The organism is Tenacibaculum ovolyticum DSM 18103, assembly GCF_000430545.1.
Taxonomy (GTDB): Bacteria; Bacteroidota; Bacteroidia; order Flavobacteriales; family Flavobacteriaceae; genus Polaribacter; species Polaribacter ovolyticus.
In genome coordinates, this window is sequence record NZ_AUMF01000017.1 from 89,860 (window position 1) to 112,755 (window position 22,896).

At 31.3% G+C, this 22,896-nt stretch carries 20 protein-coding genes; 8 read left to right on the forward strand and 12 right to left on the reverse strand.

What is annotated here, in order from left to right:
* Positions 1-72: 72 nt before the first annotated feature.
* The 11 genes from H518_RS0106560 to H518_RS20440 all read right to left on the reverse strand — a co-directional run bounded on the left by H518_RS0106560 (position 73) and on the right by H518_RS20440 (position 12,613).
* Positions 73-1,722 carry a hypothetical protein gene (locus tag H518_RS0106560; RefSeq protein WP_028888318.1) on the reverse strand — a complete coding sequence of 550 codons (1,650 nt, stop codon included), beginning with the start codon at positions 1,720-1,722 and terminating at the stop codon, positions 73-75.
* Between the two features lie 157 nt (positions 1,723-1,879).
* Entirely contained in the window at positions 1,880-2,551 is a 672-nt protein-coding gene (locus H518_RS0106565; RefSeq protein WP_051263691.1) for a phage tail protein, read from the reverse strand.
* A gap of 70 nt (positions 2,552-2,621) precedes the next feature.
* Complete coding sequence (locus H518_RS0106570) at positions 2,622-3,044, reverse strand: phage holin family protein (protein ID WP_028888320.1); 423 nt, start codon at positions 3,042-3,044, stop codon at positions 2,622-2,624.
* Complete coding sequence (locus H518_RS0106575) at positions 3,037-3,468, reverse strand: TIGR02594 family protein (RefSeq protein WP_028888321.1); 432 nt, start codon at positions 3,466-3,468, stop codon at positions 3,037-3,039. Before H518_RS0106575 ends, H518_RS0106570 begins: the two co-directional genes overlap by 8 nt.
* 202 nt (positions 3,469-3,670) lie before the next feature.
* On the reverse strand, positions 3,671-4,081 hold the full coding sequence (locus H518_RS0106580; protein WP_028888322.1) for a hypothetical protein: 411 nt from the start codon (positions 4,079-4,081) through the stop codon (positions 3,671-3,673).
* A gap of 210 nt (positions 4,082-4,291) precedes the next feature.
* On the reverse strand, positions 4,292-4,537 hold the full coding sequence (locus H518_RS19405) for a hypothetical protein (RefSeq protein ID WP_051263692.1): 246 nt from the start codon (positions 4,535-4,537) through the stop codon (positions 4,292-4,294).
* Between the two features lie 80 nt (positions 4,538-4,617).
* Positions 4,618-4,998 (reverse strand): hypothetical protein, encoded by a 381-nt coding sequence (locus H518_RS0106590; RefSeq protein WP_028888323.1) that lies wholly within the window; start codon positions 4,996-4,998, stop codon positions 4,618-4,620.
* Positions 4,999-5,113: 115 nt separating this feature from the next.
* Positions 5,114-5,236, reverse strand: a complete 123-nt coding sequence (locus H518_RS21485; RefSeq protein WP_262509210.1) for a hypothetical protein — start codon at positions 5,234-5,236, stop codon at positions 5,114-5,116.
* A gap of 377 nt (positions 5,237-5,613) precedes the next feature.
* Complete coding sequence (locus tag H518_RS0106600; protein WP_028888324.1) at positions 5,614-5,970, reverse strand: hypothetical protein; 357 nt, start codon at positions 5,968-5,970, stop codon at positions 5,614-5,616.
* An 11-nt stretch (positions 5,971-5,981) separates the two neighbouring features.
* Positions 5,982-8,513 (reverse strand): EndoU domain-containing protein, encoded by a 2,532-nt coding sequence (locus H518_RS21410; RefSeq protein WP_240472497.1) that lies wholly within the window; start codon positions 8,511-8,513, stop codon positions 5,982-5,984.
* Between the two features lie 527 nt (positions 8,514-9,040).
* Positions 9,041-12,613, reverse strand: coding sequence for a hypothetical protein (locus H518_RS20440; protein ID WP_051263694.1), 3,573 nt, complete (start codon positions 12,611-12,613; stop codon positions 9,041-9,043).
* A 320-nt stretch (positions 12,614-12,933) separates the two neighbouring features.
* On the opposite strand from H518_RS20440, the gene H518_RS0106620 reads away from it, so the two are divergent.
* The 8 genes from H518_RS0106620 to H518_RS0106655 all read left to right on the forward strand — a co-directional run bounded on the left by H518_RS0106620 (position 12,934) and on the right by H518_RS0106655 (position 22,525).
* Positions 12,934-13,734, forward strand: a complete 801-nt coding sequence (locus H518_RS0106620) for a LexA family transcriptional regulator (RefSeq protein ID WP_028888326.1) — start codon at positions 12,934-12,936, stop codon at positions 13,732-13,734.
* Positions 13,735-13,741: 7 nt separating this feature from the next.
* Positions 13,742-14,362, forward strand: coding sequence for a DUF6973 domain-containing protein (locus H518_RS0106625; RefSeq protein ID WP_028888327.1), 621 nt, complete (start codon positions 13,742-13,744; stop codon positions 14,360-14,362).
* Entirely contained in the window at positions 14,363-15,043 is a 681-nt protein-coding gene (locus tag H518_RS0106630; protein ID WP_028888328.1) for an alpha/beta fold hydrolase, read from the forward strand.
* Between the two features lie 71 nt (positions 15,044-15,114).
* The gene (locus H518_RS0106635) at positions 15,115-16,212 is read left to right on the forward strand and encodes a helix-turn-helix domain-containing protein (protein ID WP_043706642.1); all 1,098 of its coding nucleotides are present in this window, start codon (positions 15,115-15,117) and stop codon (positions 16,210-16,212) included.
* Positions 16,213-16,352: 140 nt separating this feature from the next.
* Positions 16,353-18,689: a TonB-dependent receptor gene (locus tag H518_RS0106640; protein WP_028888330.1), complete on the forward strand. Its 2,337-nt coding sequence runs from the start codon at positions 16,353-16,355 to the stop codon at positions 18,687-18,689.
* Positions 18,690-19,066: 377 nt separating this feature from the next.
* Positions 19,067-19,744, forward strand: a complete 678-nt coding sequence (locus H518_RS0106645; RefSeq protein WP_028888331.1) for a succinate dehydrogenase cytochrome b subunit — start codon at positions 19,067-19,069, stop codon at positions 19,742-19,744.
* Between the two features lie 12 nt (positions 19,745-19,756).
* The gene (locus H518_RS0106650) at positions 19,757-21,769 is read left to right on the forward strand and encodes a fumarate reductase/succinate dehydrogenase flavoprotein subunit (RefSeq protein WP_028888332.1); all 2,013 of its coding nucleotides are present in this window, start codon (positions 19,757-19,759) and stop codon (positions 21,767-21,769) included.
* 9 nt (positions 21,770-21,778) lie between these two features.
* A complete protein-coding gene (locus H518_RS0106655; protein ID WP_028888333.1) occupies positions 21,779-22,525 on the forward strand; it encodes a succinate dehydrogenase/fumarate reductase iron-sulfur subunit in 747 nt (248 codons plus the stop codon).
* A gap of 84 nt (positions 22,526-22,609) precedes the next feature.
* Here H518_RS0106655 and H518_RS0106660 read toward each other — a convergent pair.
* Positions 22,610-22,896, reverse strand: a 287-nt coding sequence (locus tag H518_RS0106660) for an IS3 family transposase (RefSeq protein WP_028888334.1), incomplete at its 5' end; no start/stop codon positions are given.

Below are 22,896 nucleotides of genomic sequence, written 5' to 3' on the forward strand. Positions count from 1 at the left end.
ACAAAACACAATGTTTTTTAAATAGGAAAAAGCGATTATTAAATAACTTCCTAATAAAAAGTATCTGTACTATTAATACAAATCATTCCATTGAGTTCCATCATAACCTTGGTGTTTTTTTGTAGCATCATTAAAAGCAATCATCCCCTCTTCTGGTGCTATTATTGTACTTATTATAACAGGTTCATACTTTACAGCTCCATTTTTAAATACTGTTAAACAATCTTTTCTATTAGATGAATCTGTTCCTGCTCCTACCTTAAGAGCAACGTTATTTAAATCTACTATATCTTTATTTTGTGTGATATCAACTGTTGGATAACATCCTACATAAATACTACCAAAAGCGTAAGGCTTACCTCCTACTGCTAAAGAAACTGCATAATCAGCATAAGCTTCACTACTTGAAGCTATAACTACTGAATTTTTCCTTAATGCATTCACACTTTCTCCCATAGCAATAGCCCCTCTTCCTCCTGCCTGAGCGTTAAACCCTGTAGTAAAAGAAAACTGCCCTGTTGCTCCAGCCCCTATACTATTGAAGGCTAAGTGAAAGGCATTTGCACCTATGCTTGTAGGGTCTTCACCATACCTTAAGAATTTATTTCCTATATTAACTATTGCAGGTAAGTAAACTTGATCTAAAGTTTTAGTAGTTTTATTATATTTTAAGTTCTCTCCTATATGAATTTCATTGGTGGCGTCTTGTAACGCTCCTACTGAATCATAAATATCTATTTTACCCACGGGTATAGAATCAACATTACTTATCGTGTAATCTATAATATATGTTGATAAATTACTAATATCAAAATTCCATCCAGAATACCAATCTAAAGGGTTTGTTAGTGATAAAAATCTATTATAAACAAATAAATTACTAACATAGCATTCAACTAAACTTATGTTACTATTTAAGCTTTCTACAAAAACATAAAACTCACCGTTTTTCCTACAAAAATGAAAATTATAATTATAATTTTGCTTAATAGCATTTACGGATGGGTTATTATAGGTAATCCAAGTATTGTTTTGTATCTCACCTTTGATATGTACTTTTACCGACTCTTCCTGATTAGCTATACCTGTTCTGTTGTAAATATCAATATCAAAAGAAATAACCCCTATATTCGACGGTAATTTTATAGCTATGTTATTTGTTGATACAAAAAAATGACTATCAACTGGCTGTTGTATTCTGTATTTTTTATTTGCTTGAACTTCTATTATATCAGGGTAGTATACTTTATTAATTACATCATAATAACCAGTTCTTTTATCTATACTTGATGAATATTTTACATTACCTTCTTCATCTGCAAAAGTTAACCCTAACCCTAAAGAACTTAAATCTAAATCAAAAGTTGTATTATCATCTCTAGTAAAAGTCGCTGATTTAGTAGTTGCATTATATACACCACTAACCAATCTTGACAAATTAGTATCATCAACATATGTTGTTAAATCTATTTCTTTAACCACCTCACCATCTTTTAATAATGACAGTTTATTAGCAACAATATCTGACAAAGTATATACTGGTGCTATTTTTTCTGAAGTAATACTCACTTCACCCATTTCATCAATCACAAATCTCCTGTTCGCTTCCCCATTAGATTGTTTGCTATCTACATAGCTATCTATTAAATCAGCAAATTGTTGTTGTGTTGGCTTGTCACCAGTTTCGAAATGTTCTTTTAATGTTTCTTTATTTTGTTTCATATTTTACTTTTTTATGTTTTACTATAATTTTTAATATTACCAAAAACAACTTTTTATGAGGTGCAATTTCCTTTTGTATTTCTGTTGTTTCAGTATTTTTTGATTTACATAAAAAAGAGACGCTAAAAACTATTGCTAGCGACTAAACTTTTTGTTTCTAATTGCTATTAACAAAAGGAACTCTTCCTTTTAAGGCAATAATATAATTTACAGCTAAATAAGGCTGGATATTGTTGTGGGGGTTATTTTCTCCTTTATTTAAAATTGTCATATTGATATTTACAGCTTGTCCATCTACAAGATTTGTTGGTAAACCAAAAGTTTTTACTTTTTTTGTAGCCAATCCATCTGCGTAATTACAAACTGCAGAAACATCTCCAATATCAGGAGTTTCTCTAACAGCTGAATCAGTACTTAATTGAACATGCTGTTCAGTATTTGTGATTCCGTGATTATGCGAAGGCATTTCACCCTCTGTTAAAACATGGGTTTCCTCACCTCCTTTTTGACCTAATGTATAGTTTGATAATTCAGTATTATTTCCTACACCTAAAGGAATTCGCCCTCTTAAATCTGGCAATGCAAAAGTTAAAATCCCATCGCCTCCATAGGTTTTCCCTATAACATTAAACAATTCTTGATATTCAACAATATTTAGTGATTGACCTTCACATTTTCCCCATCCATTTGGAACACCTTGAAAAGATACCGTTTTAATCTCTCCAATAAAAGGGGTGTTTAAACTATCAATTAAATCAGTAAATTGTTGCTGTGTTGGTTTATCACCAGTTTCAAAATATTCTTTTAATGTTTCTTTGTTTTGTTTCATTTTGTTCTTTTTTATCGGTTTTAAATTATTTTTTTGATAAAAAAGAGGCGCTAAAAACTATTGTTAGCGACTAAACTTTTTCTTTCTTTTTTTGTTTTTTAGATAATGGCTCTAAAGTACTTTGCAAACCTGTTTGTTTTAACAAATTATGCAATGCTTTAAAAGGGTTTACTCCATAAATTTTATTATAATTTTCTAAAATTGATTTAATTTCAGTTACAGCAATAAAGCCTGCTATTATTTTTAAAAACGGCACTTCGTTTACAATGTGTTTTTCTAAAAAATAAGCAGATATGATTACTAGGTTATATATAAAAAACTTAGAAACCGTATGCCCAAACCGTATGCTACGAATAGGAAAATTATTTTTAATTGCTGCATACGATCCTGTAATAAAATCAACTATTATTAGTAATACCATGGTAGTTAACACTCCATTTAAAGGCGATAATAAAGCTAAAAGCCAAAAAATGAGATATGAAAACTTATCCATTCTTTTTTAATTTTCTAAAATCTAATACTCTTTTTTTTGGATATGCCTTTATACTTACACTATCTCCTTGATTACCTCCTAGCAAGTACACATATCTATTAGTTTCTTTAACTAAAAAACCTACATGCCCTTTCCAACTATTTGGATGATCTCTCCATAACACGACTAAATCTCCTTGTTCTGGAGCCATAGTAGAGGTACCTACTGTTAACCAGCTACGTGCTGTTAACCTGTTTGAATTTTCATAACCTGCTTGTTTTGCTACCCAATTTGCAAAGGCACTACACCAAGCGGTTTCATCTTTAAATTTTGATCGATCATACCCTAATGAAACGAAGTAATTTATAATTTGAGGATGATCTTTAGCACCTTTTACTTCTTTTACTCCGTATTGCGATAACGCTGTTGACATTAAACTATTCATACATTTTTTTGTTTTTTTATGTTAATGCTAGCAGATAAAAACTATTAAACTTTAGATTCTTTTTCTTTTTCTCCTTAACCGGATATAGCTTAATCCCATTTTTTAGTTTCTGCGTAACATTAAAGGTTAATAAATAATGAACTATTAGAAAAGCAAGACAAATATACAACATATTACAGGTTAAAACAAAACAGATTACATTTTATTTTGCAAAATGTTTAAAGCAATTGTTCTCACCATAGAATACTAGTCCGTTTTTAACCGAAGGAGTGTTTAAAAAAGCGCTATTTAAGGTATGAAACTGCATATTAAAGGCTTGCTTGTAAGCACATATTTTAAAACACATTCCATCACCTTCTATTGCAATACCCAGCTTTCTGTGCAAACCCACCTTTTCCCCTTTACCAATACACTCATTAGCAACAACAAGCAAATTAAATTCCTTTAACACACCTTGTATGTGAGTGAAAAATGTTACCTGAAATACCTCATTTTCGAAATTTTCTTCTGAGGATTCTCCATTTACAAACGACATAGAGCCAGACAGGCTAATCGTATTTTGTATTCTTGTTATTTTAAACAATCGTTCATAGTCTATCTTTGTAATTCCCATATTTTTTTCACACAAAACACAAACATATGTTTTAAATAATTACATTTTTTTATTAAAATAAGAATTCGTTACTTTTTCATTAGAATTTGTAAGTCAAAAACATAAATTTTGTAACTCATAACCTTTTTTAACAAAAAAAAACGCCTAGAAAATTAATTCTAGACGATTCTTACCATAAATATTCAATTATAAAGTTACAATTCTTTAAAGTCAGTTACCATAATAAGCTTCTCTTGCTTCTTTAACATCATTTTTAAAACCATTAATATCTGGCGAGAATTTTTCTAATAACTCTTCTAAACAATTAATAAAATCTTTACTCTGTAATTCATAAGACACTTTTTCAAATGCTGAACTGATCCATTCTATAGATAAAAGATCTAACTCTTTAAGAACAGTAATGGTTGTTTCTGAATTTTTGAATAACAATCCCTCAATCTCATCAAGAAGAACCATCTTTTTAAAGTACTTAAACGCTTAGTGCTGCTTTAAAAAAAATCACCTAAAGTAACTTTAGACGATTTTTTTATTCTTAATCAATACTCTCTAGGAAGACTTTCTTCTGTTAACAAACCAAACTCATCATTCTCCATAAACCCCTTAAATAGTGATAAGTAATCTAAAATTTCTTGATTTGAAAATTTTATTATTTTATTATTAGGTGAATTTCTTAAAACTTCAGCGAAATCAAAATCCTTCTCAATGGATTCTATTGTAGCGTAAAGATTTTTTCTATCTTTCAAACTATATTCTTTTATATTTTCAGCTAGTATTTCATCAAATTTAATTTTACCTATTGATTCCTCATCATATAAGATCCAGATAGGTATGATTAAAATATTTTTATTTTCCATTAGTGATTCTATTTCGTTATTTATCACCACCACCAACACTGTACCAATTTCAAATTTATCCAAGAAAACAAAGAATTGATTTAATAACAGCCTTTTTTACACGCCTCGTCATGAGTTATAAACCCTAGTTAGCAGATCTTTTTAATTCATGATTAAAAAAACTATAAAGCACATTCCATTATAATTCTAAAAAATCATGAGGTGTCGTAATATATAAAACTTCTCCTGTTTCAGCATTTATATCAATAAACATACTTCTCTCATCTAACCCCCAATATTCACCATACGAAACTATATACAAATCAATTTTTTTTTCTTGTATTTCCCTATAGGTACTGGGTACAACATCTCATCTTTAGACCTAAATCTTACACCAATTTCATCATCAATACCAGAATACTCTATATTTCTTTTTTTTAAAACACTTATTGCTAATTCTAAAGCTTTTTTCTTCGTAATTATTTTATTTTAAAAATCTCATTTAAACTTATTTTTTCTTTTACTAAAGGAATATCATCTAGATCTAAATCAACCTTTATCGGGTTTTGCAACGGTCTTCTTTAACAAAGAAAAATCGCTCTTATTAGGAGCGATTTTAAATTGTATATTTTTATAATGTTTATTAAAAAATATACAATAGCTTAATTAAAATCAAAGCACTTCTATTATTTTCAACAACTATTTATTTTCTTCAATAAACTTCTTAAAATCGTTCATGAAACTTATAAATTCTTCATGCGTTAGCTCTAAACCTAATTTTTCAGAATTTTTCTCTCCATGTCTTATAGCAATCTCATCAATTAAAAATACACCATGCTCATTTGCATATAAAGTTACATCTTCATTTGCCCAAATATATTCTTCCTCTTTTTTCTTCGTCTTACTCCTCTCTATTTCATCGACTATAACTTGGTTTTTTTTTGGCGTCCAATCATGACTACTCAATCTAAATATAGCATTAAATTTTTCTTCTTCAGGTAATGCACCCAATGTGATTAAACCCGCTATCTCTTCTTTATAAAATTTATATTTCATTCTTCTATTTTTTAAATTAATGGATAAGCATTCATAACATTTCCAAGCCCATCTACTTCTATCCTTACACTAAACCCTGCAGTCGTAACCCCTTCAAACTTATCAAATTTATCAGTAATTAACCTTACTTTCTTCCCCAAACTTTTTACAAATGTATTTTCATAAACATAAGCTATTTCTTCTTTTATTCTCTGTTCATTCCAATTTTTTGGAAACATAGTTGATTCCGCTCGTTTTGGAAACTTCCTACCCCTTAAACTCTTTATCTTTATTTTTGCTTTAAAAGGAATATCATTTAGTAAATCTGCTAATTTCACAACCCCAGACGGATGAGTTACTTTTGTTATCTCTAAGAATTTATTAACCCAATGCCCCCCTTGACCAGCTGTCCCGACATAAGAAACATCTCTAAACACAATCTTTATTGTTTCAATAGCAACATCTCCTGAAATATGATTAAACAAATTTATATCAAATTTATTAAGATACTTTTCTAAAGCTACTTTTCTTAAATTCTTTAAACCACTTACCTCATCCAAATACTTTTTAGCATCAAGATCACTTAGTTCGTCTAGTTTTTTAACTAATTCATCTACCTCTTTTTTTGTACCTCTAAAAATTTCTTTTCCATCTTTTACTAAAGCATATAAATTATCTCCAATAGGAATAGGAACTCCACTTGCCAAAACAGGTTGCTGAGGTACTTTTTTTACAGTAACACCAAGTTTTTCAAAAAGAACATAAGCATCATCTGAAAAAGCTCTGGTTACTTTAACCAATTTATCAACAAACTCATCAATCCATCCTTTTAGAGTATTTAGGTGTTTTGGCAGGTTTTTAATAAACTCTTTTAGTTTTTGAATTATCGTTAAAAACGTATTAACCGTTATTTTAGCTGTTTTTACTAGAGTTCTGGTGGCCATCTTCAGCAATTCTTTATACGATTTAAATACTGCTTTTACCCCTTTTGCGATAGTACCTGTACCACCAGTAGCAAAAAACATTACCACTTCAGAAGCTATAAAACCAACTAAAAATCCTAGATAATATCCTATAGCACCCGGATCTATTGTTATTTTTGCATTTGACGCTTTTGTAAACAACCCAAGCAATAACTTTGCTGTTACTATTGGCATACTTATTAAAAATTGCCCTAGTGCTTTTAAGTTTTCTACCGTAAAAACGCTTGCTACTAAATCTAATAAATTTTCAAAACCTTCTGCTAATAAACGTAGGTAATGCCCTGGTTTTTCAAAGAACTTTCCTGCCTGAACGACACCATTTAAAACATCGATTAAGATAGCTAAAATATCAAAAAAAGATTTAAAAAAATCGATAATACTATTAATAAGCCCCACAAGTAAGCCATTAATAAAATCGTAGTTGTTTTGCAAATGTTCTTTCACTCCATCTAAAAACTCCTTAACCACACTAGGAATGTATTGAAGCAACTTGGTAATATAATCTACCTTAAAAGGCATCAACTCTTTAAACAACCAATGCTTATTAAAACGCTCTGCAAACGATGTAACAACTCCTTCTAACGGAGTTACATAGGTTTTGTATATTGAATTTGCTATTTTTTCGGATGAAAAACTTTCGTTGATTTTAAGCTTTGGCAGTAATGGATTGTACTTTGAGTTTTCTTTCCCTTCTATTTCTGTTTTCCAATAATTATCTCCCAGCTTTAATTTTCCAATTTCTTCTCCTGTACTTTTTAAGAATTTTGACGAATTACTAAAAGTTACATCAGCTCCCCAACGCACCATTCTTCCTCCAGTAGCCAACACCAAGTAAAAATTACTTTCCTTGGTTTTATTAAGCTCCTGCTCTATCATTTTACTCAACTTATTCGCAATAATATCCACACCATACGCTCTGGCAATTTCCGCAATGCGAATTCTATTCGTTTCTAAAAGTGTATTTACATTTTTTCCTTTTTTTATTCTAAATACGGTACCAAATAAATTACTTCCCGAGCTGCGCTCTATAAAAATAACTACCTCGTGCGCTGCTACTTTTTTAACAGCTTCATAAGCTTGCAAAAGCTGCGCTCCGTCTTCAGAAATAAACACGGTTGCAAAAGCATTGTATTCGATACTTATTTCTTCTTTTGACTTTGATTTAGAGCTGTTTTGAATATCAAAAAAGGCATCACTTTTTACTATATCTCCCCAAATTTTTATATAATATTTTTTATTTATTTTATAGTATGAAAAACTACCTAAAGTAAAATCATAAAACGACTCTATAAAAGCCGTATTTTCTGGGCTTATACCATAATCAAAACTCCCCATTACCTCACCTAATGGTGTTGGATTTTCTTGTAAAAAGAAATCGCCATATTCGCCCGAAAGTGTACTATTAATGTGTAAAAACCACACACCTGGACTTTTCACTCCTTTTTCTATTTCAACATACATACTAGGGCTTGGTACTGTTGTTTCTTTTATTTTATTTTGCTGAACATCTGAAAACACCACCAAATCTTTAAAATTGGTTTTATGTTTAAAATGCTTGGATCCATATTCATGAGCATGCATATTTTTTGTTTTTTTTATTAATGAATTTCCTCGCCCCAAGGGCACGAGGCATCTATAAGAATTTTATCTTTTCAATTTCGAGGCAAACCTCCAGAAATTAACCCCTTGGTTATCGCCCTGCGATTAAAAAACAAGCCACACCCAACCTTCCTCTCTACAAAGAGAGAAAGGAATTAATAACCATTATAAGTTTTGTTATTTTTTTTACAGGTAGGGCTTGCGATTGTTTACACAGAAAAGGCTATCTAAAATATTGTCATTTTAAAAGAAATCTAATCATAAGATTACTTCAATCATTCCTCTTTCTTAATAACGCTTACTGATTAACGTGAGTTCGATATAAAAATTCTGATTTTTAAATTATCACTTCGAGTGGTTTCCCTTAGAAAACTGTATCTAGATGTATAATTTAAAAACGAAAAAATGCTGTTCTCGATACCAAATTCTTCTAGAATTTCACTCGAACTGACACCTTTTTCTTATTCCGAACTCTTGTTACTCATTATTCAGATAGCCTCTTTCTGTACTTATGCTACATTGTTATTTTGACCAACAATATCAAAATCAACACCGTCGGGTGATGTTTTTACAGAATCAAACATACCTCCTTCTCCACAATCTGGATTACATGGTAAACCTCCCTCGTTTAAGGCAACAGAATCTGCTTGCAAAACAGTTAAAGAAGTAGGCACACGTGTTTCCCAAACACCTTCAACTTCACCTTCAATCGTTTGCATTTCCTCAGCAACTGAAACATATAAATCATCATCGGTATCGGTAACCATACCTTGTCCGTTCCAAATTTCACCAGTTTTCATATACCAGTTTACTGCTTCCTCAAAACCAGGGCGTACTGGCACCACACTACGCGCCATACCACTTTGTAAAAAAGCTTGAAAAATAGGGTCGCTACCTTCGTTATATTCAAAATTAGCATCCCAATTACCTTCTGCTCCATAAAAATACGGATAGAATGTATACGCCATAATTTCCCAATCGAACGCTTGCTCAAAGAACTTCACAGTTCTGGCATGCTCATCAAAATCTGAAGACCTAGCCACATACTTATTGCTTATAATACCCTTATCATCTCTGTAATTATCTCGAGAAACCTCAACACTATGCGCTTTAGCTATTAAATCAATCGCAATACGTTTTAATTCACGTTTTTCAATACCACGATTAATTTGAGAGCTTAATTCCTTTTTCTTTTCACTAGGCTCTTTTCCTATATTTTGATTTACAATAAACTCATTATACTCTTGTAAACGCTCATTATAAGCATCTATAATCGCTTTATAAGTTTCGTTTTGCCATTGTTGATTAGCCTCATCTGAAACCTTACATTTAGCCTCAACATTAAAACTAATAGAAAACATATCCCACGTAGCAGCTGACACAGCTAAAGAATCTTTAATCCCCTTACTGAACAATGAGTATTTTTTTGATTCAAAATTAAAAACTTTATTTCCTTTTGTATAATACGTTTCTCCTCCCACAGAGATATATACTTCACCTCCATTCACATCCCCTGCCCCATCAGAGAAAAAACCTCCAGAAATTATATATTCTTCAAGAACATATCCTTTAGGTAAATCTATTTTATCGCTAATTGAATCTCCTTCTTGCGCACCACTTCCAGTAGTTTTTTTATAATTAACCTTAAATGATTTATTTACCTTTATATCCTCCTCTAAAAAAGTAGGTACCTCTGCATTATATTCAGCTGCTAATCTTTGATAATTATTTTCTCTTAACTCTCCAGCATTTTTTATCCCAGTTGTTAACTTACTAGGATGAATTGGTTTTTTTGGAATAATCAACCCTTCAGGAGTTTTGTCATCATTACCACCTACATCTAAGTATGATTTAATAAAAAACTTAGCTGGTTCAGGTAGTGCAAATTCATACATTAAGCGCTTACCGTAGTTAATTAACTTATTTTTATAAATCTTATCAACCCAACGATATACTCCCGTAACATGCTTATCTCCTTTACGATTATCAAAACCATGTGTATTATTTTCTTCAAACTCTTTTAAAACCCTAGAAGTTCGCTTTGTACTTACTTTTTGTACCACACGCTCTAAAGCACGCTCTGTAACTTCTTGCGCATAGGTTTGCGCTTCTAAATTAGAGTTTGAGGCTGAATTAGATGATGATGAATTAAAATTAGCACCTGTACTAAGCGTACCAAAACCCAACTCAGATGTCACACTTGCATTTGCTCCGAAACTAGTTGCATTATCACTATTTACAATAGATGATGTTTCGCTCTGCAGCTCGTTACGCTCAGTAGAACTAGTATCGGTTAAATTTTCAACCTCCTTTTCTGAACTCTTTTCTGTAGTTTGCTCAGCAGATGTTAAATTTCTTGTAGAGCGTTCTTTATACTCACGCGCCATAATATTTTCGATATGCGACACTTCACCTGGCACATAACAACACACCTCTTGCTCTACACGTCTAAAATCTGCAATCCCTAATTGCGATATACCATATAAAACACCATCTCCTACATCTTCTAAAGCATCACCTGCAGGAATATCACCACCTGTACTCGCATCACCTTCACCAGCCACAACTTTTGTAGCAACACCAGAGTAATCTCCCATAAACCCACGACCTTCAGTAGATCTTGAATTACCTAACGTATCTACAAATAATACTGCATTAAATTCTAACGCTACACCATTACTTAACATTAGCTCACCAGAAAAAACACGCATTCCTGAAGTTAAATTTTCTCCATCGGAAAAAAAACTTAGGTTAACTAAATTACTTGAACCTGTAAATACCCTAACCTCGGTACCAGAAGCAACTAACGTCCCATCTGTTTTTTTCAGCTCGTAAGTAACACCTGTAACAGACGCATTAGCATAGCCTGCATTTAAACTCATAGACATAGCACTCTTATTCCCTACTCTAAAAGGCATTACCATACCTGTAAAAGAATACAATTGCCCTCCTTTCATTGGATCAATAGGTATTTTTGCTCCTCTTACAGCGACTTCCTTAATATCTTGTGGTGTTTTTTGATACACTAATTGATATTCCTTCTTTACATTACTCTTCAAAACCGCTTTTACCTCTGAAAAAGTATCATACACCTTCAGCTCATCAGAATTTAACAATTCTAATGTTTTTGCTGAAAAAACTGCTCCATCACTCTTAACCAGTTCTGTCTCTTTTTCAAATTCAAATTTTGGTAATTGTAATTCTGGATACGTTTTTAACCGCTTTTGAAAACCTGTTTTTGAATCTACTATTGTCTGTACTTCTGGCACCGCATCTTGCTGAATTTGATCTATAGTTGTTTCATAAATCTTTAATGCTGCATCATATCTTAATTTTTCTGCTTTTTTATAAGCAACTTCTACTTGTACTATTTCTTTTAACGATGCTTCTTGCTGCCTAATTCTATCTTTAGCTAAGGCTACCTCTAAATTAGCCTGCATATAATTTGATGCCTCTAAAGAAGGTTTTGCAACAGCTTTTTTTGATTGTTGTTGCGTAGAAATAATTACCTCTTTAGGAATAATAACACTCGCATTAGCTCTACGTACAAATTCTTTTTCATTTTCATCTGTAAACACAATTTCCCCACCCTGTTCTGAAGAAAAACTATCTCTAAAAGCAATAAAAGCTTTTAAAAATTGATTCGTGATTAATAATTGAATTAATCGCTCTCGAACTGATATTGATTTTTTATGTATTGTTTGGTAAAACAAATTATCCCAAACAACAAGTTCTTCTTCTACACTAAGTACGTTAGCTCCAAATAAATTAGCCTCTATACTAGCATAAGATAAATACGATTTATTACGCATTAACCAACTTGTAAACTCATACAAATGTTTATGCTCGTTTCTAATTTCTTTCCTACCTGCCACTGGAGTAAACCCTGTACGATAAGCACCTTTTAAAGCTGTATTTCTGGCCGCTACCGTTGTTGTTTCTTTAACTGCTGCAAGCGCCTTGTTATTTAAACCTTGGCCTTCAGGAAAAGAAACAAACCCTATTTTTTTGTCTTCAATTAATTGTGGACTACGTAATGTTACAAACCTAAATAGGTTTGACTTGATTGGTTTTTTACTCATTTTTTAAAATTTTTAATTAATTTTTAATCAAGCTCAAAAAGAGCCCTGCTTAGTTGCTTTCCTAACAGTTCTTTTTTCTTGATGTGGATTTTATTCAAAAGAATGTTTGAATAAACGAGTATAGATTTCAAAAAAGTGAAGAAAATCAAGTTGAAATCTTAAAAAACAATCGCTAAAACTACACAAATGTTTGATTTTTAAAGTTTTTACGTATATTTGCGATTAATTACATTGCAAATATAACACATTTTACAAAAACAACAAAACAAAAGTTTGATTTATTTTGTAAATTGTTTAACTTATCTTGAAATATAGCAGGCATGGAAATCTCAGAAAAAATAACAACAATTAGAGACACTTTTAATTTAAATAATTTTTCTTTTTCAAAACGAATTGGCGTTACAGGAACCACTGTAGACAGCATAATTAACGGGAGACCACAGGCAGACGGAAGTAGAAAAAAGACCAAACCTGGGTATGATGTACTTACGGCTATTATTAATGAATTTAATATTAATCCTGATTATTTATTCGGAAAAAGTGAAGTAATGCTAACTTCTGACGTAAAAAATAATCCAACATATTCGGGAGTCCCACAAGTTGTTGCAGTAAATAACACAGGGAATGAAAATATAATATACGTACCTATACAAGCTAGAGCTGGTTATTTAACTGGCTATGGAGATTCAAATTACATAGAACAGCTACCATCTTTTAACATGCCCCATTTAAACAATGGTACTTTTCGTTGTTTTGAAGTACAAGGAAACTCTATGGTACGCACTTTTTTTGATGGTGATCTTGTTTTTGGTAAATACGTAGAAAGCCTTAGCGACATAAAAGATGGCCGTGTATACATTATTGTTACTAAAAATGACGGGATAGTACTAAAACGTGTTATTAATAGAATTAAAGAAAGAGGTAAACTTATTTTAAAAAGTGATAATAAAGATGGCAATTACCCTATGTATACTATAAATGCTGAGGAAATTATGGAAGTTTGGTATGTTACTATGTTTGCTTCTAAACAAATGCCTGAACCTGTTGACGTTTATGATAGGCTACACGACTTAGAAAGTAAATTAGTAGAATTACAAGAGCAAGTTAATAATAAAAACTAGTGCTTACATGTTAAAAAAACTTGTACTCTTATTTATCCTCATAAGTACTTCGTGCTTTTCTCAATCTAATTGGCAAAAATTTAAAAAACTATCTCCATCTAAAAGAATGTGGGTGTTATTTCATCCTTTAAAAGCGAAAAAAGCACAAATTATTTCAGAAGAAGCCTACAGAGTCGCCGACTCTATTAAAAACTCTCCTTTATTAGATGGTGATAGCAATGGCGGTCAAGTAGATGCTTTTCGTCATGCCTTTTGGATGGCTAGCTTGCGGCAAGAAATAGGTAAAAACGCAGCTCGCTCTTTAGGTAAAGCACATGAGAAGGAAAATTACAAAACCTATAAAAAAAATAAATTGGAAGACGGTACTGTTCCTGACAAAATAGCCACAACTATGGATTTGTTTAACAACGAAGCTGGGCTCACCTTAAGTAGAAAAAACACTAAAGCAGCCAAAAATGGTTTAATTTACAAGGTTATAAATGCTATTCATTCTGGGAAATTAAAAGTAATTAAAAAAGACAATAATGGTAATTTCTTAACTTGTAAAAACTCACCCATCTTACAAGAGTCTTTAAAAGGAAAATGGGAAAATAATAAATGCTTAGTAAATTCTAATTATAAAAAATAGATGCAAAAAGTATATTTTATTTCTGGCACCATGTGCACTATTGATTTATGGCAATTCGTTTTTCCTAATTTAAAAAACGTAACACCTGTTCACATTGATATTACTTCTGCAACATCTTTTGATGAAATAAATAAAATAATTCTTTCCAAAATTAATGCCCCTGCTATAATTGTAGGGTTTTCTTTAGGTGGGTTTTCTGCATTAAACTTTGCAGTTCATTATCCCGAAAAGATAAAGAGACTAGTAATTATTGCCGCAAATGTAAACGGATTAAATGAAAAGGAAATTAAATTACGAAAAAGCACTATTGATTTTTTAGAAAAACACACCTATAAAGGGATATCAAAACAAAGAATTCAACAATTTTTACACCCTCGTAATCACAAAAACGAAACAATTATATCAGTTATAAAAAAAATGGATACTGATTTAGGTAAATCCGTTTTAATTCGTCAATTAAAAACCACATCTTCTAGATTAAACATAGCTAAACAAGTTTCTGAACTACATACACCTATAGTATTCATTGCTGCTGAAAACGATCTATTTGCTTCTGCTACAATTTTAAAAGAATTCGCTAATAAAATACACAAAGGAAAGTATCTTTTTATTAAAAATTGTGGACATATGATTCCTCTAGAAAAACCAAAAGAGCTTGCCACCTTGCTAAGTTTAATTTGATTTTCAATTTTTTTCTAATAACTTCGTTATTCCTTACATAAACCATAGAACATAGCTAACAAAAGATATTAATGAGCGGAATAAATTCATTCATACTAATTATTATATACGGTGCTCTAATTTTGCTTTCATTTCTATTAATCATAAATCCATTAAAAGTTAATAAAAAAGCAAATTTATGGTTCGGCGTATTTCTTTTTTTATGGTCTACTTTTTGGCTTGAGGAAATATTTATTCTAACAAGTTTTAATCCACTTAATAATATACCCTTAATACCGCTTCGATTCTTTCAGTTTCTAACACCTTTGGTCTTTTATTTTAGCATCGAATATTATTCAAATCCAGATTTTAAATTCAAAAAAAAGGAACTCATATACACTATCTTACCTTTCACATTCCTTATTGGTTTAATTTTTCAAAATTACAACAAACACAACACCTTAATACCTTCTTTATTAAGTATACTCATTATTATTCAGGCACTATATTTCACTATATATTCTTACATAAAGATTCAACATCACAAAAAGAGTATTCGCTTATTCTCATCTAATACAAACGAAGTAGATCTTAAATGGATAGAGTATATTATTATTGCTATATTTTTACTTAGTATTTTTATCGGGATTTACAATTTAGCTTTTAATGGAGAATATTTAAATGTAATGGCCAATATTGTATCGATACTAATTATATTTTTTGTTGCCTCTAATACACTTAAGCAAAAAGAAATTTTTCTTTTAAATGAAAAAGAAAGAAATCTTATTATTAAAACCGAACAACAACCCACACCCAAAAAAAGGAAAATTATTTCAGATGAAAATTTAGTACTTACCAAATCTAAACTTATTGATGTTATGGAAAATAAAAAACCTTATCTCGATACAGAATTAACGCTGGTAAGCTTAGCTAAATTGATAAAAATTACTCCTCATCAACTTTCATATGTAATTAACGTAGGGTTCAATGAAAATTTCTTTTGGTTCGTTAATAGATACAGAGTTCAAAGAGTAAAAGAACTGCTTTTAAACAAAGACTACAACCATATATCTATTCTTGGCATTGCTTATGAATCTGGTTTCAACTCTAAAACTTCATTCAATACTACCTTTAAAAAAATTAGCGCTCAAACACCTTCTGAATTCAAAAAAAGTAGTTCTTCTTTATAAACACGCACCATAAACAAACAACAAACACCTTAAAAACAAACGTTTGAGTTTTATTTAAAAATTGGTTCGATTAGATAACTCAGAACATAAAAAACTAGCAGTCGTACTAATTTTGTAACTCACATAAATTACGACTCAGAATGCATAAGTATATTTCAGTGCCCTTCTTTTTGTTTTTATCACTTATTTTAAATGCCCAAAGTTTAACACAAAATATTAAAGGAAAAATAGTAGACACTTCTTCTCAACAACCAATTCCAGGTGTATCAATAGTACTTCTTAATACAGATCCAGCCATAGGAGTTGTTTCTGATTTTGATGGAGACTTTACAATTAAAAACGTTCCCATTGGTCGATATGATTTAGAAATATCTCACATAGGCTATGAAGCAATTATAAAACCAGAGGTTGTTGTTACATCATCTAAAGAGGTTATATTATCAATTGGGCTTACCGAAAACGCCTACTCACTAGATGAGGTAGTCTTAAAGCCAAGAGTTGTTAAAGAAAAACCAATTAATAAAATGGCAACAGTTAGTGCTCGAATGCTAAGTGTTGAAGAAGCAAATAGATACGCAGGAGGGTTTGACGACCCTGCTCGCTTAGCCTCTTCTTTTCCGGGTGTTTCTAGTAGCGTTGGTAATAACGCTATTGTAATAAGAGGTAATGCTCCAAAATTTTTACAATGGAAAATTGAAGGAATAGAAATACCAAACCCTAATCATTTTGCAAACTTAGGTGTTTTTGGTGGTGGTGGACTAACAGCTTTAAGTAGTAATTTGTTAGCAAATTCTGATTTTTACACAGGTGCTTTTCCTGCAGAATACAACAATGCGTTATCTGGTGTTTTTGATATTAGAATGCGAAAAGGGAATAATTCAAAACATGAACACAGTATAGAGGTTGGTGCCATTGGAATCGATTTTGCATCAGAAGGCCCCTTAACAAAAAGCAATAACTCTTCTTACTTAGTAAATTACAGATATTCTACACTAGCGTTAATGTCATCGCTACTTCCAGAAGATGCCAAAGGAACAAACTACCAAGACTTATCTTTTAAATTAAACTTTCACACCAAAAAATCTGGTAAATTTTCTGTTTGGGGAATTGGCTTGCTAGATAAATCGGGAAGTTCACCAAAAACTAAAGTAAATGAACGTAACTATTATACAGATATTGAAAAACAAAAAGCAAAACAATATATGGGTGCGTTTGGAATAAATCATAAAGTTGTATTTAAAAATTTGGCTTATTTAAATACGACTTTAGCAGTATCAACAAATGGTCTAAACTTAAAAACCGATAGACTTGACAATGCATCAATATTACAACCCAAAAACAAAATAGATAATAGTAATTATAATATTACTTTTAAATCTTTCCTTAATAAAAAATTTAGTTCAAAACACACAAACAAAACAGGTGTTACCATAAGAGGTTTAGGTTATAATATAGATTTAAAAGAAACTGATGATAGCACAAACAATCTAAAATCCATAGTTTCAGAAAATGGTTTTACCTCTTTAGCCTCTGCCTATACAAACTCTTCTTTTTCCTTAAAAAAATGGAAAATAAACGCTGGTATAAACACGCAATTATTTACGTTAAATAATAATTTTACAATTGAACCTCGCCTTGGTTTAAGTTATCAATTAAACGAAAATAATAAATTAAGTTTTGGTTACGGACTACACAGTAGAATTGAAGCCTTGAATATCTATTTTGCAAATACAATAAACTCAACCTCTTTACAAGCTAACAAAGACTTAGATTTTTCAAAAGCACATCATTTTGTATTGGCATACGATTGGAACATTACAGAAAAGTTACATTTAAAAATCGAACCATATTATCAACATCTCTATAACATTCCTATTATTGAAAATAGTACAACCTCACTTTTAAACTTACAAAGCGATTGGTTTATTAATGATACTTATATTAATTCAGGAAAAGGGAAGAATTACGGGCTAGATTTAACGCTAGAACAATATATTAACAATGGTTTTTACTATTTAATATCTGGTTCTGTTTTTAATTCTAAATACAAAACGGATTCTGAAAAATGGTATAACACTCGTTACAATAAAAACTACTTATTTAATGCTTTGGTTGGTAAAGAGTTTAGAATCGGAAAGCATAAACAAAATTTACTTGGTGTAAATTTTAAATTAAGTTATCAAGGTGGTGATAGACATTCTATTATTGATAATGCCGCTTCTTTAGATAAAAAAGATGCCATTTACAATGAAACAACACCATTTACTGAACAAACTAGCGCTGGATTCATATCACATTTTACTGTTAATTATGAATGGTACAAAAAGAAAACAACACAAAGACTATCATTAAAAATTCTTAATGCAACAAACTTTAAAGAATACCAAGGACATCGTTATAATCTTAAAAATAATAAAGTAGAAGAACACAGAGAAGCTTTATTAATTCCTAATATAAGTTACAAAATATCATTCTAAAACATTTGTTTTAAACTTAACAACTACCTAATCCCCATAAATTAAAAGTAACTTTTGTTGTAGCCTAACTCCCCATTATTAAACACCAACAAAAGTTACTTTACCCTAAGGTACAAGGAACAGTTATTCTTTATAATTCAATTTTTGGATATTCCTTTTAAAAATACAATTGCAAAATCAAAAATTCGAGTTCGATACTTATTCTATTTTTGAATAATTTGATACTTCTTGAGGCGCATTCTTAAACAAAAAAACTACCTAAAGCTAGCCTCCCCTATTTAAACCCATTCTAAATATTTAATAAAAAAATTCCTAAAGTTTGTGCAACTACCTCGTACCGCTTAAATTTGTATTATTATACTTTAATAAACAAAAAAATAATGGGATTATTAAAATCTTCTATTGGAAGAAAATTCGCCATGGCACTTTCGGCTTTCTTCTTGATGTTCTTTTTATTACAACATTTTGCAATAAACATCACCTCACTTTTTCCAGACAATGGAGCAACGTTTAACAAGTTATCTCATTTTATGGGAACCAACCCGTTAATACAATACGCTATGCAACCTGTCTTAATCTTTGGGGTAGTTTTTCACTTTGTAATGGGATTCGTCTTAGAATTAAAAAACAAAAGTGCACAGAAAGTAAGTTATGCTAAAAACAACGGAGCAGCAAATTCTACTTGGATGAGTAGAAACATGATTTGGTCTGGTGCAGCAATTTTAGCATTTGTTTTATTACACTTTATCGATTTTTGGTTTCCAGAAATTAACACCAAATTTATTCAAGGTGATTGGAGTGGAATGCATAACGGTGAGTTAAGATATTTCCATGAATTACAACTTAAGTTTGTAAACCCAATTAGAGTTGGAGCTTATATTATTGCATTTGTATTTTTAGCAATGCACTTATTACACGGTTTTACATCTGCGTTCCAATCAGTTGGAGCAAATAACAAATACACTAAAGGATTGAAAACTTTCAGTAAGATTTATGCAATTGGTTTACCTATTGGATTTATCATTATTGCATTATTTCACCATTTCAATCATTAATACGAAACAAGTATGGCTTTAGATTCAAAAGTACCAAAGGGTCCAATTAAAGATAAATGGACAGATTATAAAAATCATATTGATTTAGTAAATCCTGCCAACAAACGTAACATTGATGTTATTGTAGTTGGAACAGGTTTAGCAGGTGGTTCTGCTTCAGCAACTTTAGCTGAATTAGGATACAATGTTAAAGCATTTGCTTATCAAGATTCTCCTCGTAGAGCACACTCAATTGCAGCACAAGGAGGAATTAATGCAGCAAAAAACTATCAAGGTGATGGTGATTCTTTTTACCGATTATTTTACGATACCGTAAAAGGTGGAGATTACCGTTCTCGTGAAGCAAACGTTTATCGTTTAGCTGAGGTTTCTGCAAACATTATCGATCAATGTGTAGCACAAGGAGTTCCTTTTGCTCGTGATTATGGTGGTTTATTAGACAACCGTTCATTTGGTGGAGTTTTAGTTTCTAGAACTTTTTATGCAAAAGGACAAACAGGACAACAATTATTATTAGGTGCATATTCTGCTATGAACCGTCAAATTGCTCGTGGTAAGATTGAAATGTTCAATCGTCATGAGATGTTAGATGTTGTAAAAGTAGATGGAAAAGCTCGTGGTATTATTGCCCGTAATTTAATTACTGGTGAAATAGAACGTCATTCAGCGCACGCTGTTGTAATTGCAACAGGAGGTTATGGGAATGTATATTTCTTATCAACCAACGCAATGGGATCTAATGCTACTGCCGCATGGAAAATTCATAAAAAAGGAGCATTTTTCGCAAATCCTTGTTATACACAAATTCACCCAACTTGTATTCCTCGTTCAGGTGATTACCAATCTAAGTTAACGTTAATGTCTGAATCATTACGTAACGATGGTCGTATTTGGGTACCAAAAAACATGGAAGATGTGATGGCAATTCGTGAAGGTCGTAAAAAACCAACTGAATTGACTGAAGATGAAAGAGATTATTACTTAGAAAGAAGATACCCTGCATTTGGTAACTTAGTACCTCGTGATGTTGCCTCTCGTGCAGCAAAAGAACGTTGTGATGCTGGTTATGGAGTGAATGCAACTGGTGAAGCTGTTTACTTAGATTTTAAATCTGCGATTAGTCGTTACGGTACAGAACAAGCAAAAATTCAGAATATTTCAAACCCTTCTGAAGCAAAAGTGTATGAATTAGGGCAAGCTATTGTAGAGGCTAAATACGGTAACTTATTTCAGATGTATGAGAAAATTGTGGATGATAATCCATATGAAACTCCAATGATGATTTATCCTGCAACACACTATACAATGGGTGGTGTTTGGGTTGATTATAACTTAATGACAACAGTTGACGGATTGTATTGTATTGGTGAAGCAAACTTCTCTGATCATGGTGCTAACCGTTTAGGAGCTTCTGCTTTAATGCAAGGATTAGCTGATGGATATTTCGTATTACCTTATACTATTGGAGATTATTTATCTAACGATATTCGTACAGGTAAAATACCTACAGATACTAAAGAGTTTGCTGAAGCAGAAAAGGAAGTTACAGAACGTATCAATTTCTTCATTAATAACAAAGGAGAACATTCTGTAGATTTTTACCATAAGAAATTAGGTAAAATCATGTGGGAAAAATGTGGAATGGCTCGTAACGAACAAGGTTTAAAAGAAGCTATGGCTGAAATTAAGGCTTTACGTGAAGATTTCTGGAAAAACGTAACTGTTCCTGGTGATGCAAACGAAATGAACCCTGAATTAGAAAAAGCTGGAAGAGTAGCTGACTTCTTAGAATTAGGAGAATTATTTGCAAAGGATGCATTAGATAGAAACGAATCTTGTGGTGGTCACTTTAGAGAAGAATCTGCAGAAACAGATGGGCCTCAAAAAGGGGAAGCAAAACGTAATGATAAAGATTATGCTTATGTTTCTGCTTGGGAATATAAAGGAGAACCTGCAGATGCAGTTTTACATAAAGAAGAATTAGAGTTTAACGATATTGAATTGAAACAACGTTCATATAAATAAGAAAGTATTATGAATCTTACTTTAAAAGTTTGGCGTCAAAAAAACGCAAGTGATAAAGGAAAAATGGTCGATTACCAAGTAGCCGACATTTCTGAGCATATGTCTTTCTTAGAAATGATGGATGTGCTTAACGAGCAAATAATTAATTTAGGTGATGAGCCTGTTGCTTTTGATCATGACTGTCGTGAAGGAATTTGCGGTATGTGTTCAATGTATATTAATGGTGAAGCTCACGGACCAGATAGAGGTGTAACAACATGTCAATTGCACATGCGTTCATTTAAAGATGGTGATACAATTACGATTGAGCCATTTAGAGCAGCAGCATTTCCTGTAATTAAAGATTTAGTTGTTGATAGAACTTCTTTTGAAAGAATTCAACAATCTGGTGGATATATTTCTGTAAATACTTCAGGTAATACACAAGATGCAAACTCAATTCCTATTTCTAAAGAAGCTGCAGATAAAGCAATGGATGCTGCTACTTGTATTGGTTGTGGTGCTTGTGTTGCTACTTGTAAAAATTCTTCTGCAATGTTATTTGTAGGAGCTAAAGTATCTCAGTATGCTTTATTACCACAAGGACAAGTTGAAGCTACAGATCGTGTTTTAAACATGGTAGCTCAAATGGATGCTGAAGGTTTTGGAAACTGTACAAATACAGGAGCTTGTGAAGTTGAATGCCCGAAAGGAATTTCATTAGAAAACATTGCTCGTATGAATACCGAGTTTATGAAAGCTAGTTTAAAAGGATAAAAATTGATTTAATAAATCAATTTCTTAAATAAAAAAAAACCTGAGCAAAATAGAGTGCACCCAAAAGTTTAGACAAATTTATAATTAATTTTGATAATGATGAGTTCGATATTTTATCGGACTCATTTTGTTTAAATTAGATTTTATTCTTTCGTTATTATAATAGATTATATACTCACTAATTTCTTTTTTTAACTGTTCAATTGACTTGTATTTTTTCAAATAGAATAATTCTGATTTTAGTATTCCAAAGAAATTTTCAATAATTGCATTATCTAAACAATTTCCTTTTCTTGACATACTTTGTTTAATTCCTTTTTCTTTTAATAAATATTGATACTGTTTCATTTGATATTGCCAACCTTGATCAG

What these genes read in the sequence shown, in the direction of transcription:
- H518_RS0106625 (WP_028888327.1), top strand. Translation starts at nt 13,742, where the DNA reads ATGTTAAAAAAACTTGTACTCTTATTTATCCTCATAAGTACTTCGTGC.
- H518_RS0106565 (WP_051263691.1), bottom strand. Translation starts at nt 2,551, where the DNA reads ATGAAACAAAACAAAGAAACATTAAAAGAATATTTTGAAACTGGTGAT.
- H518_RS0106560 (WP_028888318.1), bottom strand. Translation starts at nt 1,722, where the DNA reads ATGAAACAAAATAAAGAAACATTAAAAGAACATTTCGAAACTGGTGAC.
- H518_RS0106620 (WP_028888326.1), top strand. Translation starts at nt 12,934, where the DNA reads ATGGAAATCTCAGAAAAAATAACAACAATTAGAGACACTTTTAATTTA.
- H518_RS0106655 (WP_028888333.1), top strand. Translation starts at nt 21,779, where the DNA reads ATGAATCTTACTTTAAAAGTTTGGCGTCAAAAAAACGCAAGTGATAAA.
- H518_RS0106580 (WP_028888322.1), bottom strand. Translation starts at nt 4,081, where the DNA reads ATGGGAATTACAAAGATAGACTATGAACGATTGTTTAAAATAACAAGA.
- H518_RS20440 (WP_051263694.1), bottom strand. Translation starts at nt 12,613, where the DNA reads ATGAGTAAAAAACCAATCAAGTCAAACCTATTTAGGTTTGTAACATTA.
- H518_RS0106630 (WP_028888328.1), top strand. Translation starts at nt 14,363, where the DNA reads ATGCAAAAAGTATATTTTATTTCTGGCACCATGTGCACTATTGATTTA.
- H518_RS0106570 (WP_028888320.1), bottom strand. Translation starts at nt 3,044, where the DNA reads ATGGATAAGTTTTCATATCTCATTTTTTGGCTTTTAGCTTTATTATCG.
- H518_RS0106650 (WP_028888332.1), top strand. Translation starts at nt 19,757, where the DNA reads ATGGCTTTAGATTCAAAAGTACCAAAGGGTCCAATTAAAGATAAATGG.
- H518_RS0106600 (WP_028888324.1), bottom strand. Translation starts at nt 5,970, where the DNA reads ATGAAATATAAATTTTATAAAGAAGAGATAGCGGGTTTAATCACATTG.
- H518_RS21410 (WP_240472497.1), bottom strand. Translation starts at nt 8,513, where the DNA reads ATGCATGCTCATGAATATGGATCCAAGCATTTTAAACATAAAACCAAT.
- H518_RS19405 (WP_051263692.1), bottom strand. Translation starts at nt 4,537, where the DNA reads ATGGTTCTTCTTGATGAGATTGAGGGATTGTTATTCAAAAATTCAGAA.
- H518_RS0106640 (WP_028888330.1), top strand. Translation starts at nt 16,353, where the DNA reads ATGCATAAGTATATTTCAGTGCCCTTCTTTTTGTTTTTATCACTTATT.
- H518_RS0106575 (WP_028888321.1), bottom strand. Translation starts at nt 3,468, where the DNA reads ATGAATAGTTTAATGTCAACAGCGTTATCGCAATACGGAGTAAAAGAA.
- H518_RS0106635 (WP_043706642.1), top strand. Translation starts at nt 15,115, where the DNA reads ATGAGCGGAATAAATTCATTCATACTAATTATTATATACGGTGCTCTA.